This is a genomic window from Pseudarthrobacter cellobiosi (genome assembly GCF_023913815.1).
GTDB classification, from domain to species: Bacteria; Actinomycetota; Actinomycetes; order Actinomycetales; family Micrococcaceae; genus Arthrobacter; species Arthrobacter cellobiosi.
The window spans coordinates 49,196-62,136 of sequence record NZ_JAMXBK010000026.1; the positions used below are offsets into that span (position 1 = coordinate 49,196).

General features: G+C 65.7%; 16 protein-coding genes and 1 pseudogene. 10 read left to right on the forward strand and 7 right to left on the reverse strand.

What is annotated here, in order from left to right; translation table 11 throughout:
* The first annotated feature begins 25 nt into the window (after positions 1 to 25).
* The 4 genes from NG701_RS13965 (at position 26) to bcp (ending at position 3,814) form a co-directional block, all read left to right on the forward strand.
* The gene (locus tag NG701_RS13965) at positions 26 to 1,213 is read left to right on the forward strand and encodes a glycerate kinase (protein ID WP_252568409.1); all 1,188 of its coding nucleotides are present in this window, start codon (positions 26 to 28) and stop codon (positions 1,211 to 1,213) included.
* A complete protein-coding gene (gene allB / locus NG701_RS13970) occupies positions 1,206 to 2,567 on the forward strand; it encodes an allantoinase AllB (RefSeq protein ID WP_252568410.1) in 1,362 nt (453 codons plus the stop codon). The genes NG701_RS13965 and allB overlap by 8 nt, the downstream gene beginning before the upstream one ends.
* Positions 2,568 to 2,578: 11 nt before the next feature.
* Positions 2,579 to 3,280, forward strand: coding sequence for a winged helix-turn-helix domain-containing protein (locus NG701_RS13975; RefSeq protein WP_252568411.1), 702 nt, complete (start codon positions 2,579 to 2,581; stop codon positions 3,278 to 3,280).
* Positions 3,281 to 3,346: 66 nt separating this feature from the next.
* Entirely contained in the window at positions 3,347 to 3,814 is a 468-nt protein-coding gene (gene bcp, locus NG701_RS13980; protein WP_252568412.1) for a thioredoxin-dependent thiol peroxidase, read from the forward strand.
* Positions 3,815 to 3,902: 88 nt separating this feature from the next.
* On the opposite strand, the gene NG701_RS13985 is transcribed toward bcp, so the two are convergent.
* Entirely contained in the window at positions 3,903 to 5,003 is a 1,101-nt protein-coding gene (locus NG701_RS13985; RefSeq protein WP_252568413.1) for a D-TA family PLP-dependent enzyme, read from the reverse strand.
* 94 nt (positions 5,004 to 5,097) lie between these two features.
* Here NG701_RS13985 and NG701_RS13990 point away from each other — a divergent pair, with 94 nt between their 5' ends.
* A complete protein-coding gene (locus NG701_RS13990; RefSeq protein WP_252568414.1) occupies positions 5,098 to 5,319 on the forward strand; it encodes a hypothetical protein in 222 nt (73 codons plus the stop codon).
* A 150-nt stretch (positions 5,320 to 5,469) separates the two neighbouring features.
* Here NG701_RS13990 and NG701_RS13995 read toward each other — a convergent pair whose 3' ends face one another.
* Positions 5,470 to 5,820 carry a hypothetical protein gene (locus tag NG701_RS13995; protein WP_252568415.1) on the reverse strand — a complete coding sequence of 117 codons (351 nt, stop codon included), beginning with the start codon at positions 5,818 to 5,820 and terminating at the stop codon, positions 5,470 to 5,472.
* 85 nt (positions 5,821 to 5,905) lie between these two features.
* Between NG701_RS13995 and arr the strand changes: the two genes are divergently transcribed.
* The gene (arr, locus tag NG701_RS14000; protein ID WP_252568416.1) at positions 5,906 to 6,331 is read left to right on the forward strand and encodes an NAD(+)--rifampin ADP-ribosyltransferase; all 426 of its coding nucleotides are present in this window, start codon (positions 5,906 to 5,908) and stop codon (positions 6,329 to 6,331) included.
* Positions 6,332 to 6,452: 121 nt separating this feature from the next.
* Here the strand turns inward: arr and NG701_RS14005 are convergent, their stop codons facing one another.
* The 3 genes and pseudogenes from NG701_RS14005 to NG701_RS21175 form a co-directional block, all read right to left on the reverse strand.
* Positions 6,453 to 7,229, reverse strand: coding sequence for an alpha/beta fold hydrolase (locus NG701_RS14005; RefSeq protein ID WP_252568417.1), 777 nt, complete (start codon positions 7,227 to 7,229; stop codon positions 6,453 to 6,455).
* A gap of 94 nt (positions 7,230 to 7,323) precedes the next feature.
* Positions 7,324 to 7,578 (reverse strand): FeoA family protein, encoded by a 255-nt coding sequence (locus NG701_RS21170; protein ID WP_308292605.1) that lies wholly within the window; start codon positions 7,576 to 7,578, stop codon positions 7,324 to 7,326.
* Between the two features lie 67 nt (positions 7,579 to 7,645).
* Positions 7,646 to 7,993, reverse strand: a pseudogene (locus tag NG701_RS21175) (metal-dependent transcriptional regulator); the annotation flags it as partial.
* Positions 7,994 to 8,072: 79 nt separating this feature from the next.
* Between NG701_RS21175 and NG701_RS14015 the strand changes: the two are divergent.
* The 4 genes from NG701_RS14015 to NG701_RS14030 all read left to right on the forward strand — a co-directional run bounded on the left by NG701_RS14015 (position 8,073) and on the right by NG701_RS14030 (position 11,631).
* Complete coding sequence (locus NG701_RS14015) at positions 8,073 to 9,197, forward strand: multicopper oxidase domain-containing protein (protein ID WP_252568418.1); 1,125 nt, start codon at positions 8,073 to 8,075, stop codon at positions 9,195 to 9,197.
* Complete coding sequence (locus tag NG701_RS14020; RefSeq protein WP_252568419.1) at positions 9,194 to 10,426, forward strand: ZIP family metal transporter; 1,233 nt, start codon at positions 9,194 to 9,196, stop codon at positions 10,424 to 10,426. The genes NG701_RS14015 and NG701_RS14020 overlap by 4 nt, the downstream gene beginning before the upstream one ends.
* A gap of 300 nt (positions 10,427 to 10,726) precedes the next feature.
* Complete coding sequence (locus NG701_RS14025) at positions 10,727 to 10,951, forward strand: hypothetical protein (protein WP_252568420.1); 225 nt, start codon at positions 10,727 to 10,729, stop codon at positions 10,949 to 10,951.
* A 107-nt stretch (positions 10,952 to 11,058) separates the two neighbouring features.
* Positions 11,059 to 11,631, forward strand: a complete 573-nt coding sequence (locus NG701_RS14030; protein ID WP_252568421.1) for an MOSC domain-containing protein — start codon at positions 11,059 to 11,061, stop codon at positions 11,629 to 11,631.
* Between the two features lie 37 nt (positions 11,632 to 11,668).
* On the opposite strand, the gene NG701_RS14035 is transcribed toward NG701_RS14030, so the two are convergent.
* Both NG701_RS14035 and NG701_RS14040 read right to left on the reverse strand, forming a co-directional pair.
* Positions 11,669 to 12,040: a VOC family protein gene (locus NG701_RS14035; RefSeq protein ID WP_252568422.1), complete on the reverse strand. Its 372-nt coding sequence runs from the start codon at positions 12,038 to 12,040 to the stop codon at positions 11,669 to 11,671.
* Positions 12,041 to 12,134: 94 nt separating this feature from the next.
* Positions 12,135 to 12,866 (reverse strand): TetR/AcrR family transcriptional regulator C-terminal domain-containing protein, encoded by a 732-nt coding sequence (locus NG701_RS14040; protein ID WP_252568423.1) that lies wholly within the window; start codon positions 12,864 to 12,866, stop codon positions 12,135 to 12,137.
* Between the last annotated feature and the right edge of the window lie 75 nt (positions 12,867 to 12,941).

A 12,941-nucleotide genomic window follows, 5' to 3' on the forward strand; every position in this document is an offset into this window, starting at 1 on the left:
GACACATAAAGAAGGAGGTACCGGAATGCGTGTGGTCATCGCCCCGGACAAATTCAAGGGCTCACTGTCCGCCCCCGACGTCGCCAGCCGCCTGAGCGCGGGACTGCAGTCGGTTGTGGCGGATCTTGAGACCACGCTCATTCCGGTGGCCGACGGCGGCGAGGGAACCCTCGACGCCGCCGTCGGCTCCGGCTTCACCCGCCGAACCGCCACGGTCACCGGCCCCATGGGCCAGCCGGTCCGGGCCGACTTCGCTATCCGCGGCCGGGAGGCAGTGATCGAAATGGCCGCAGCTTCCGGGCTCGCGCTGCTGCCCTCTGTTATCGAAGGCGGCAGCCCGAACTCCGGGACGGCCACCACCGCCACCAGCCTGGGCACCGGCGAACTGATCCGGGCCGCCTTGGACCTGGGCTGCCGGAAGTTCATCCTGGGTGTGGGCGGCAGCGCCAACACCGACGGCGGCGCCGGCGTCCTGCAGGGCCTCGGGGCGGTCTTCCTCGACAAAGAAGGCAACGAGCTGCCCGGCGGCGGGGCCGCCCTGGCCCGCCTGGACCGGATCGATTTCTCCGGCCTGGACGTCCGGCTGGAGGATTCCCGCTTCACCCTGGCGTCCGACGTCGACAATCCCCTTCTGGGGCCCAGCGGTGCCGCCGCGATCTTCGGACCGCAGAAAGGCGCGACGCCGAGCGACGTCATCGCCCTCGACGCTGCCCTGGCGAACTTCGTCTCGGTCCTCGGCGGCGAGATCGGCATCCGCGCCGAGAGGGCCGCCGTCGCACCCGGCGCAGGAGCAGCCGGCGGCGTCGGCTACATTGCCATCGCGGCGCTGGCCGCGGCACGCCGGCCGGGCATCGACGTCGTCCTCGAATTCACTGAACTGGAGCAGCGGCTGGCCGGCGCGGACCTGGTGATCACCGGCGAAGGAAGCCTGGACGAACAGAGCCTGCTCGGCAAAACGCCCATGGGTGTGGCACGCGCCGCGGCACGTGCCGGAATCCCTGTGATTGCCGTCTGCGGCCGCAGTACGCTGAGCCCGGAACAACTCACCGAAGCCGGATTCAAAGCCGTTCACGCCCTGACCGATTTTGAGTCCAATGTAGAAAAATGTATGGCCGAAGCAGGCCCGCTGCTTGAAGAATTAGGTAAGCACATCGGCGTGCACCTGCCTACGGGTGCAGCGCGTACCGACACCAAGGAGAACGTCTATGTCTGAAGAAACCACCCCGGCGGCCGGCTCGTTTGACCTGGTCATCCGCGGCCAGCGCATCCTCACCACTGCCGGCATCACCGCCCGCGAAGTCGGCATCCGCGGCGGCGTGATCGTCGCCATCGAGCCGTTCGGCAACGGCCTCACCGGCACTCAGGTCATTGACCTGGCCGACGACGAAACCCTGATCCCCGGCCTCGTGGACACGCACGTCCACGTGAACGAGCCCGGCCGCACCGAGTGGGAGGGCTTCGCCTCCGCCACCCGCGCAGCTGCCGCCGGCGGTGTCACCACCATCATCGACATGCCGCTGAACTCCATCCCGCCCACCACCACGGTGGAAGGCCTCAAGCTCAAGCGCGAGGTGGCCGAGGACCAGGCGTTTGTGGACGTCGGATTCTGGGGCGGCGCCGTACCGGGCAACAAGAAGGACCTCCGCGGCCTGCATGACGAGGGCGTGTTCGGCTTCAAGTGCTTCCTCCTGCACTCCGGCGTGGACGAGTTCCCGCACCTCGAAGCGGACGAGATGGAGGAGGACATGGCCGAGCTCAAGTCCTTCGACTCGCTCATGATCGTCCACGCCGAGGACTCCCACGCCATCGACCGCGCGCCGCACCCGGGCGGCGACCACTACGAAACGTTCCTGGCCTCCCGCCCGCGCGGCGCCGAGAACAAGGCCATCGCCGAGGTCATCGAGCGCGCCCGCTGGACCGGCGCCCGCGCCCACATCCTGCACCTGTCCTCCTCCGACGCGCTGCCCATGATCGCGAGCGCAAAGCGCGACGGCGTCCACCTCACCGTGGAGACGTGCCCGCACTACCTCACCCTGATGGCCGAGGAAATCCCCGACGGCGCCACGGCGTACAAGTGCTGCCCGCCGATCCGTGAGGCCTCCAACCGCGAGCTGCTCTGGAAGGGCCTGCAGGAGGGCACCATCGACTGCATCGTCTCGGACCACTCCCCCTCCACCCTGGATCTGAAGGACCTGGAAAACGGCGACTTCGCCGTGGCCTGGGGCGGCGTCTCCTCGCTGCAGCTGGGACTGTCCCTGATCTGGACCGAGGCCCGGCACCGCGGCATTACCCTGGAACAGGTGGTTTCCTGGATGGCTGAGAAGCCCGCCGCTTTGGCCCGCCTGCACAACAAGGGCCAGCTGGCCCTCGGTTACGACGCGGACTTCTCCATCTTCGCGCCGGACGACGCCTTCGTCGTCGACGTCACCAAGCTCAAGCACAAGAACCCCATCACGCCCTACGACGGCAAGGCGCTCTCCGGCGTCGTCCGCAAAACGTTCCTTCGCGGCAACGAGATCGACGGCCGCACGCCCAGCGGCAAGCTGATCCGCCGCGGCGGCGTCTGAGGCGCAGCGCGATGGCCGTCAACGTCCATGCACCGTACCCGCGGCCGCGCGCCGGCGCCCGCGGTGGCTTCAGTCCGGGAGCCCGGCCCGGCCTCCAGCCAGGGCTTCAGCCGCGCGGCCTGGCGGTGTGGCTCCAGCCTTGTGAAGGACAGCACATCGACCCGGCGGTCTGGGCCCAGGCCGCCCAAGCGGTCCTGGCGCGTGCCCGCCAGCTCGCTCCGGAAGCCGGAATCCACCTGTGGACCGCGGCCGGAACCGGGACGACCGGCGTCGAGAGTTCAGACGGTCCCGACGTTTCCGACGGCGGCGCTGATGTTTCGGAAACGGCGTCCGACGCCGGAAACGGCACCGCCGCGTTCGTCGCCCCGCCAGTCTCCCTGGCCGGGCGGCGGAGCATCGTGGCAGTGGATCTGGCCGCGGACACCGTCCTTTTGGATGGTGTCCCGGTCAGCTTCACCCACATGGAATTCAGCCTCCTGAGGTACCTCGTGGAAAACCAGTCGCGGACGATTCAACGTGAAGAACTGCAACGCGTCCTCGAGTCCCTGGACTGCCCCGGCGCGGCATTCCGCTCCATCGACGTGTATGTTGGCCGCGTCCGGCGCAAGCTGGGCTCGGCCCGCCACGCCATCGCCACGGTGCGCGGGGGCGGCTACCAGTTTGTGCCCGGACCGGGCAGCACGGTCCGCGGACCCGCGGAATACTGCATCTAGGCAGCCCGTTGCACCGATAGATGATCGCCGGCCACGGCGGTTGCCCCACAAGTCAAGGATCGAAACATGACCCAGAAACTCATCGCCGGAACCCAGGCCCCCGATTTCGCACTGCTCAACGCCGACGGCCAGAAGGTCTCCCTCTCTGATTACCGCGGACGCAACGTCATTGTGTACTTCTACCCGGAGGCCGCCACCCCCGGCTGCACCACTGAGGCGTGCGACTTCCGCGACAACCTCGCCAGCCTGCAGTCCTTCGGCTATGAGGTCCTGGGCATCTCCCCGGACGCGCCGGAGAAGCTGGCAGCCTTCACCGGCGACTTCGCCCTGACGTTCCCGCTGCTCTCGGATGAAGACCACGCCGTGGCGCTGGCCTACGGCGCCTGGGGCGAAAAGCTGGTGAACGGCGAAGTGGTTGACGGCCTGGTCCGTTCCACCGTGGTGCTGGACGCCGAAGGCAACGTCACGCTCACCCAGTACCAGATTAAGGCCCAGGGCCACGTCGCAGCGCTTAAGGCAGAGCTCGGCCTCTGAGGAACCCTGCGCGAACGGACACTTGGCGCCCTAGCCGAGCGAACGCAAGGCGGCGGGACCTCCCGCCGTCGTAGTTGCTTCTTGGGGGCTATTTGTTTCGTCCGCGTGCGGCCACGTGCCAGCGGTCCACGATTTCGCCGCCGCTGATCACGGTGACGTCGTCGACGAGGTTCATGGCGATGCAGACGTGGTTGGGGACCACACGCAGCCGGTCTCCGAGAGCGGGCAGCGTTGCCTCCGCCGGCCATACAACGGTGGCATGGTGTTCTGACAGTGCGGTGATTCGTGCATCCGGGTAGTCAAGGAGCCGCCCGAAGCCGGTGGTCCAGCCGGGCCTGTCCCCACCGAGGATCTTGCTGCCGGAGTCCAGGATGACCCTTCGCGGTATGAGGTCGGTGCCTTCATGGCGGCTGACGACTGTTGCCGCGATGGTCAGTGCGATGTCTTCGGCCGCACAGCGTTCCAGTTCCAGTTGTTGGGCATCTCCGAAAACGTACACGCCGGGTCGGACTTCCGTGGCTCCGGAGTTGCCGGCAGTGAGGGTGGCGGTGGGTGTGGACCCGCCGCTGCGGTGGGTGATGGGGAAACCTGCCGCGGTGAGCAGGTCGGCGGCCTCGCCGAGGGCCAACCGTTCCTCGTCCATAGCCTTTAACGGCATGCCGGGGGCATAGCTGTGCCCTGGAAACGTGAAAATTCCCGTTACGCGCAGCCCACCCCGCGCTGCGGCCTGGGCGACGTCGACGACGGCGTCGGGTGCTATCCCGCTGCGGTGATGGCCGCTGTCGATCTCCAGCACCACTTCAATCTCACCGACGGCATCGCCCAGCGACGCGGCCATGGTTTCGGCTGCTTCCCGTGAGTCCAGACCTACTGCGATCCTGGCTTTTGCTGCAAGGCGCTGGAGCCGTTCAGCCTGTCGGGGACCGACCCAGAGTGGATACGCGATGAAGATATCTTTGGCCCCGTGCTCTGCAAAGACTTCGGCCTCTCCGAGGGTGGCCACTGTCAGCCCGACGGCTCCGGCCGCCAGCTGCATTTCCGCGATTTCGGGCACTTTGTGCGTCTTGACATGTGGCCGAAGGTCCAGGCCCTTGGCCCGGACGGCAGTTGCCATACGGTCGATGTTTCGCTGGAGCACGTCCCGGTCGATGATGATCTCAGGTGTGTCGATTTCCTCTGGGATGGTCATCTTTGGTTTCCTCATCTCAACACTTTATGTGGAACAACCCTCGCATACTCTATGTATACAACAATGACCGCCGGTGGGGACTGAAGGAGATGCAATGCGCAAACCAAAGCTGGAGTTCCATGAACCGCACGTTGGCTGGCAGAAGACGAACGGCGACGCCGAACATGGAATTTGGGAGCAGATACTCGCTGCGGACGCTCTTAGCGGAGACTCGACCTTGCTCCAACGCTATGAGCCCGGTGCCGACACCATAGCCAGCGGCGTGATCGTCCACAACTACGGAGGAGGTCATGATTCTCTCGGGGGAACTCACTGATGTGACCCTCGGGAAGGCTCTTACTCCCGGCATGTAGGCATGCCGTCCGCCCGGCATGCGTCACGGACCATACGTCAGCGGCGCCGGCTGCAGCATGCTCGTTGTTGTTCGTCCTTCCCCGGAACCCGGCGCGAACGGACACTTGGGGCCTTAGCCGATCAGACGCACGACGGCGGGACCTCCCGCCGTCGGATCAGTCCCGGAGCCGTGTCCACCCGACCGGAAGGGGACCACGGATGTCGACCCTACGCCGATCAGCAGCCCGTACGTGGGTCCGAGCGTCCCTGCACGGCATGCCCACATCGGATGTGCCGGAGTCTTCAGCACGGAGTCGGGTGTACCGGCACTCTCGAACACCGCGACCCAATCCGCCCACGTGACCTGGATCTGTCCGATCTCGAAGGGATGCAGCATGACTTCCCGGCGGGAACCGGACCGCGCACCGCGCAGCTCCACGGTGCCGGCGGGAATCGCGGCCAGCAGTATTGATTCGAAAGCCATCCCGCCAGTCTCCCGCAAGTGCCGGAGCAACCGGAGTCAGGCGTTTGCGAGCTAGAGTGGAAGCCCACTTTCGAAGAGGCCATTCATGGAGAAGGAACCGATGCCGTCCGAGGCCAGGGATCCCGGGCCCTTCTACTACGGCACCAAAGCTGACCTGAAGCCTGGGGACTTGCTGAAACCCGGCTTTACGTCGAATTTCGGGGAGGGAAAGACGGCGAACTATATCTACCTGACCGCCACGTTGGATGCGGCGACCTGGGGAGCGGAGCTCGGGGTGGGCGAGGGACCAGGCAGGATCTACCGCGTGGAGCCCACGGGACCCTATGAGGATGACCCCAATCTGACGGACAAAAGGTTCCCGGGCAACCCGACGAGGTCCTACCGCACCCAAGAGTCCCTGCGAGTAGTTGACGAGTTCTTGGATTGGCAGCCACATTCCCCCGAGGTGCTTCAGAGCATGCGGAACCACCTTGAAGAACTCAAACGGCTGGGCATCGAGGCAATCGACTGAACTCCCCCCATCTGCTTGCCAAGCAGATTGGCTGAGTGCTCCAACCGAGCTGAGCGGCCATCTTCGTAACGCCAACGGAGCGGACGACGGCGGGACCTCCCGCCGTCGTCCGCTTTCTGCCTTAACGGGCCGCTTTAGCGGCGATGAACTGCCGGATCCACTGAATGGTTTCCGGACGGTCCAGGTGGAGGCCGTGGCTGGCGCCGGGGACCTTGACCAGCGTGGAGCGGCGGATGTGCTGGTGCAGCTGGACGGCGTTGGGCATGGGCGTCAGGGCGTCGTCGGTGCCGTGGAGGATGAGCGTGGGCGATTCGATGCTGCCGAGCCGGCTCCATGCGTCGTGGTCCCGGCTGGCCCGGAAGTGGCGTGCTTTGGCCCAGGCGGTGGCCCTCGAATTGAAGAAAGTGTGTATTGCGTCGGAGTGGTCCGCGGCCCATTCCGGAGCGAAGAACAGGGGCTCCAGCCGCGCCATATCACCGCTGACGAGCGCTTCCATGGCGTACCTGGTGGGCTCTCCTCCGGCCAGTTTGCCTCCGCTGGTGGCAGCAAGAATCAGCGTACGAACATTCTGCGGATGATCGATGGCGAGCCACTGGGCCACCCGCCCGCCCATGGAGTGCCCGTACACGTGTGCAGACTCAGCGCGAGCGGATTTGAGGACAGCAACCGCATCGGCGGCAAGGAGCCGTGTGGTGTAGCGGCCGGCATCGCCATTGCTGCTCCCGCCGATCCCCCGGTGGTCGAAGCGGATGACGCGGAAATGCTGTGCCAGGGCCTCCGCCGTGGGTCCCCAGCCGTCCATGGCGATTGCCTGGCCGGCGATCAGGAGCAGGGGCTCGCCGCTGCCCTCTTCGGCCCATGCCAGCTCGGCGCCGTCGGGAGCCAGGGCAATCTTCACCGTGACACTCTATCTTTCCAGCGGTCAGGCCGCTGCGGTGTGGGGCACGGCGGGCATATACCGGGCCATCCCGGCACGCTGTCCGGGAGGGCCCTTAGTTTGCCACTACCCAGATGGCTTCTGCTGCGGAGGGGCCCAGGTCAACGTCGCGGTCCCCGACCCGAATCGTGGTCACGTCCGCATACGGGCGGTGTGCCAATACTTGAAGCCGGGTGTCCGGTCCCAGCCCGAGTTGGGTGAAGTACCGGAGCATGTCCGGGTCCGCGTCCGAGATTCTTGTGATGGTGACCGTCCGTTCCGGTTCCACGGATGTCAGGGGATCCCCTTGCGGGGGGGTGCGGTAGCCCATTTCCCGAGGGAATTGGGTCGCCGTGTGGATCCCTGGTGGGGAAGCCGAGCTTCTCGTCGATGCGCTGGATCATGGTGTCGGAAACGGCGTGCTCGAGGATCTCGGCCTCGTCGTGCACCTCGTCCCAGCCGTATCCCAGAATCTGCACGAGGAATGTCTCCAGGAGGCGGTGCCTGCGCACCATTTCGACGGCGTGTGCCCGGCCGGCGGGCGTCAGCTCGATGCTGCCATAGGGGGCATGGGTGACCAGGCCCTGCTTTGCCAGCCGACGGATGCCGTCGGAAACGGTTGACGGTTTGACCGCCATCCGCTCGGCCATGGCGCCAACGGTGATGGGAGCCTCGGCCCATTCCGTTGAGGACCAGATCATCTTCAGGTAGTCCTGCGCGGCAGCTGTCAGCTCGGAGACGGTCATAACCCCATATTACCAGCCGAACATGAATGTTAGACTGGTCTAACAAAAGTGTTTGATCAATGGAGATGAGATGGACGGCATGCCGAAACCAGTGGGAAAGACGCTGCCGACCCGGCGTGCCATGCTCACGGGAGCGGCGGCCATCGCCGCCGCGCCTGCGCTTGCCGGCTGGGTGCCGTTGGATTCCAAGGATCCCGGCCATCACGCCGGACACGGCACGATGTCCGGTCAGGCAGCGAAGACCTCCACGGACGGTTCCTCAGCGGCGGGCGCTGGTTCGCCCCGCACGGACGCTGGCCACGTGGCGAACCATGCCGGTCACGCCGGCTTCGCCGGCGGTTCGGTCCCGCCTGAGCGCGCCGGGATGGACCCGACCGCGATCCTGCACGATTTCGATCGAGGCAAAACCAGCACTCTTCCGGACGGCCGCACCCTCCGGGAATGGGACATCGTCGCGGTGGATAAAGATTTCGAGATCGCCCCTGGGGTGACGTTCCCGGGTTGGAGCTACAACGGCCGGATCCCTGGTCCGACTCTCTGGGCGCAGGAAGGCGATGCCCTCCGGATCCACTTCACCAACGCCGGCGCGCACCCCCACACCATCCACTTCCACGGGATCCACCGGGCCGAGATGGACGGCACTCCGGGGATCGGCGCCGGGTCCATCGCCCCGGGCCAAAGCTTCACCTACGAATTTGATGCCACACCATTCGGCACGCATCTCTACCACTGCCACCAGTCACCACTGGCGCCGCACATCGCCAAGGGCCTCTACGGCGGCTTCATCATCGAACCCAAAGAAGGCCGGCCGAAAGCCAACAACGAAATGGTCATGGTGATGAACGGCTACAACACCGACGGCGGCGACGACAACGAGTTCTACTCCGTCAACGGCCTGCCGTTCCATTTCATGGACTTCCCTGTCCAGGTCAAGCAAAACGAGCTCGTCCGGATCCACCTCATCAACGTCCTCGAATACGACCCCATCAATTCCTTCCACGTGCACGGGAACTTCTTCCACTACTACCCCACCGGGACCATGCTGACTCCCAGTGAATACACCGACACCATCTCCCAGGTGCAGGGCCAGCGCGGCATCGTTGAACTCCGCTTCCCGTACCCGGGCAAATACATGTTCCACGCCCACAAGACCGAGTTCGCTGAACTGGGCTGGATGGGCTTCTTCGATGTGAGCCCATCATGAGCCTTGACGAAAAGTCAGCTGCCGCTCTGGCCGCAGCACCCCACAGGCGGCCGCCCGTCCCTCGGTGGCTGCTCGGCATTGGACCGCTGGTCCTGATCGCCATCCTGCTGGGTCTGTTCACCCTGCTCAACGCACCCGGTCTCAACAAACTCTCCGAGGGTGTTCCGCCGAAGGAGGAGGTCGCCGTCGAAGACGTCCGCCTGACGGCCGGCCAGATCACCATTACCGTCCGGAACGAGGGACCGGATCCGGTGTCCATCGCGCAGGTCAATGTCTCGGACTACTACGCCGTGTTCACGCAGACCCGGGAAACCATGGCGCCGCTGGAGTCCACCACTCTCACCATCATCTACAACTGGGTGGAAGGGGATCCCTACGAGGTGGCGCTGGTGACGTCGAACGGCGGCAAGATCCCGGCGGTTATTGACGCGGCCGCCCTGAGTCCGGAGCGCGGCAGCTCCTTCTTCGGACTTATGTTGCTCATGGGGATCTATGTTGGCGTGATACCCGTGGCCCTGGGAATGCTGTGGATGCCGTTCGTGCGCCGTTCGTCCGCGTCCTGGGTCCGCGTCCTCTTGGGAGTCACCGTCGGGCTGCTGGCCTTCCTGGCCATCGACGCGACCCTCGAAGCCGTGGGACTCGTGGCCGGCAGCGGCGCGTTCGGCGGCCCCATGGTCGTCTTCCTCGGCGCCGTGACCGCCTATCTCATCCTCGAGGGAACGGATGCGTGGATGCGCCGGCACCAGAACTCGACTACCGCGGGCCAACCTTCAGCCCTGCCGCCCCAGCACCTGGCTCTGCTGATCGCCATCGGCATCGGCCTGCACAACTTCGGCGAAGGCCTCGCCATAGGATCCGCCTACGCGGTGGGCTCACTCGCCCTGGGCGCCTCCCTGATCGTCGGCTTTGCCGTCCACAACACCACCGAGGGCCTGGCGATCGTCACCCCGCTCGCCAAACAAGCCCCCAGCCTGGGCCGCCTGGTGATCCTGGGACTCATCGCAGGAGCCCCCGCGGCCGCCGGAGCCCTCATCGGGGCGACCGTTTACCAGCCGGCCCTCGCGGCCTTCCTGCTCGGCATCGGAGCCGGAGCCGTAGCCCAGGTGGCCGTCAAACTCCTGCCAATGCTCAAGGACACCGCGGGCAAGACCTTCACCCCGCTCACCGGCGCAGGCATCGTGCTGGGCATGGGACTGATGTTCGCCACCGGCCTGCTGGTCCAGGCCTAGGCCTAGAGCCGTACGACGGCGGGACCTCCCGCCGTCGTACTCTGGCGCTTAGTCAGGCTCCCCCGATTTTTTCGGCCCACCTATTGCCCAGGGACCGTCGCTTCAGGCACACTGGCTACAGATCCGTAGGAACAAACGCTTCCGCCGATCCAGCCCGCCGGACAATTCGGCCGGCCACCGCCCCATCAGAGATGCCGGGCAACCCCACTGGAACGACCGCTTTCCGCCTCCTGGGTACGCCCGGCCCCGGAAGCCTGTGCCCACCCAGAGTCCCGGGATCCCGCCGAGAAAGAGACCACCATGATCAAGCGCCACTCTGACCTCGTCCTGGCAATCACAGCCCACGATCCTGACACCGTCGAAAACGACCTCAACACCGCCGTGGAAATGGCCCGCGAACACGCCATGACGGAAAGCCGCCACGGCATCCTGGTCACACAGCACAGCTACACCAGCTACACGGTCGCCGTCAGCCGCGATGTCCCCTACGGGCAGACACACGAAAGGCGCGATCTGCCCGCGTAGCAGTAAGGCAAGCGGACGACGGCGGAACCTCCCGCCGTCGTCCGTTTGCGTTTGGGGCGTGCGCGAACGGTCAGTTAAGCCCCCGCGCGGCGGAGTAGTTTTGTGGCATGACGGAAACCTATCGGTACGACGTGGAGGTCCTGCATCTGCTGGTATCTCCGGAGCACGCCTACTTTGGCCGAGCCCGCGAGGGTGCCGCGGATGTTCCCACCACGGATGCCGGGCGGGTGGAGCTGGTGGCGGGCAAGGGCATCGTCGGTGACCGGTTCTTCGGCAAGGCCGCGCACATGGACGCGGCAGTCACGCTGTTTGCCATCGAGTCCCTTGAGGCCATCGTCGCAGAGCTGGGAACGGGGCCGCTTGACCCGCTCCTGACCCGGCGCAACGTTGTGCTCCGAGGCGCCCACCTGGCTCCGCTGCTGGGGCACGACTTTGCGCTGGAATCCCAGGGAGACCTGGCGCGGCTCACGGCCGGGCGGCCCGCCCATCCCTGCGTCTGGATGGATGAGATGCTCGCCCCGGGGGCGCACAAAGCAATGCGCGGACGCGGTGGCGTGCGGTGCCGGGTGCTTTCCGACGGCGTTCTGCACCGCGGACCGGCGGCGCTGGTTAGCCCCGTGCCGTTGGAGCCTGAGCGCGCCGGTGAAGCCACATTATTGCGGGCGTCGCGGCTGCCCTAGCTAAGCGCCGCCTTAGTGAGAGTGAGCCGCCGGCAGGTCAGACGTGCTGATCCACCAGCACCGGGTTGCCGTCCGGATCCACGACGATAAAGCTCCCCGGGCCGGTGGTCGCCTCATCAGCCTCGGAAACGAACTCCGTGCCCGCGGCTTTGAGTTTCCGCTGGAGCTCGCGCACATCGGTGAAGGCATCCAGCGCTTCCGCGTTCTGGCTCCAGCCCGGGTTGAACGTCAGCATGTTCTTCTCGAACATCCCCTGGAAGAGGCCGATGACTGTCTCGCCGTTCTTGAGGATCAGCCAGTTCTGCGTGATGTCGCCGCCGAAACTGGTGAAGCCCAGTTTCTCGTAGAACGCAGCCGACGCCGCGATGTCCTTGACGGTAAGGCTGATCGAAAAAGCGCCGAGCTGCATGGGTAACTCCACTCTCAAAGGGACAGGTGCTCCGATGATACCCACAGGCGCAAGCTGACGACGGCGGGAGGTCCCGCCGTCGTCCGCGTCCGTTTTATCCCCGCTCCAGCCGCGCACCCCTGGACGTCCAGTCCCGTTGGTGGAGCCGTTCGATGCCGTCCAGGAGGAGGTCCAGGGCGAACTCGAACTCGAACTGGTCGTCGCAGCCGCTGCCGACTACCGAGCCGTCATCGTGGCTGGCAGCAGTCGCCACTTGCAGGACGTTCGGGTAGCTGGCGGACATTTCCTGGAACATGGCAGCCTGGACTTCCGGTGCCACCGGCGCGGGAGCGTCGTCATCGGAAGTGGCCGTGGAGTCGAACAGTTCCTGCGTGAAACCCCACATCCGGCTTCCGATGGCATGCATCACGTGGTGCGTGAGGTCAACGGAGAAGCCCCCGGCGAAGAACATGCCGATGAACGAATCCATGTAGCCAAGGACGGCGGGGGTCGGGTTGGTGCGGGTTTCCAGGACGCGCCTGGCCCACCTGTGGCGCTGGAGCACCCGCCTCGCAGAGAGCACCCGCAGACGCACCGTGCTCTTCCAGTCAGCACCGGCAACGGGAGGGTCAACCTCGCCGATGACCACGTCCACCATGCCGTCGAGGAGCTCCTCCTTGTTGGCCACGTGTTTGTACAGCGCCATCGGCACCACGTCCAGTTCTTGGGCGAGGCGGCGCATGCTCAGCGGGCCGATCCCCACCTCGTCGGCGAGGGAGACGGCCGCCTGCAGCACACGATCCCGGTTCAACCGCGGCCGGCGTTCCACGGCAATCTGCTGAGTCACTGTTCCCTGCTTCCGACGCTGCAAACATCTTCCATTGACAAGTGTACTAAGTACACCTAATGTCAGTCCCATCAG

Coding starts and splice junctions, on each gene's coding strand:
- NG701_RS13990 (WP_252568414.1), top strand. CDS start 5,098: ATGCGCAAACCAAAGCTGGAGTTCCATGAACCGCACGTTGGCTGGCAG.
- NG701_RS13965 (WP_252568409.1), top strand. CDS start 26: ATGCGTGTGGTCATCGCCCCGGACAAATTCAAGGGCTCACTGTCCGCC.
- NG701_RS14025 (WP_252568420.1), top strand. CDS start 10,727: ATGATCAAGCGCCACTCTGACCTCGTCCTGGCAATCACAGCCCACGAT.
- NG701_RS21170 (WP_308292605.1), bottom strand. CDS start 7,578: ATGGGCTACCGCACCCCCCCGCAAGGGGATCCCCTGACATCCGTGGAA.
- NG701_RS14015 (WP_252568418.1), top strand. CDS start 8,073: ATGCCGAAACCAGTGGGAAAGACGCTGCCGACCCGGCGTGCCATGCTC.
- bcp (WP_252568412.1), top strand. CDS start 3,347: ATGACCCAGAAACTCATCGCCGGAACCCAGGCCCCCGATTTCGCACTG.
- NG701_RS13995 (WP_252568415.1), bottom strand. CDS start 5,820: ATGGCTTTCGAATCAATACTGCTGGCCGCGATTCCCGCCGGCACCGTG.
- NG701_RS14035 (WP_252568422.1), bottom strand. CDS start 12,040: ATGCAGCTCGGCGCTTTTTCGATCAGCCTTACCGTCAAGGACATCGCG.
- NG701_RS13985 (WP_252568413.1), bottom strand. CDS start 5,003: ATGACCATCCCAGAGGAAATCGACACACCTGAGATCATCATCGACCGG.
- NG701_RS14030 (WP_252568421.1), top strand. CDS start 11,059: ATGACGGAAACCTATCGGTACGACGTGGAGGTCCTGCATCTGCTGGTA.
- arr (WP_252568416.1), top strand. CDS start 5,906: ATGGAGAAGGAACCGATGCCGTCCGAGGCCAGGGATCCCGGGCCCTTC.
- NG701_RS14020 (WP_252568419.1), top strand. CDS start 9,194: ATGAGCCTTGACGAAAAGTCAGCTGCCGCTCTGGCCGCAGCACCCCAC.
- allB (WP_252568410.1), top strand. CDS start 1,206: ATGTCTGAAGAAACCACCCCGGCGGCCGGCTCGTTTGACCTGGTCATC.
- NG701_RS13975 (WP_252568411.1), top strand. CDS start 2,579: ATGGCCGTCAACGTCCATGCACCGTACCCGCGGCCGCGCGCCGGCGCC.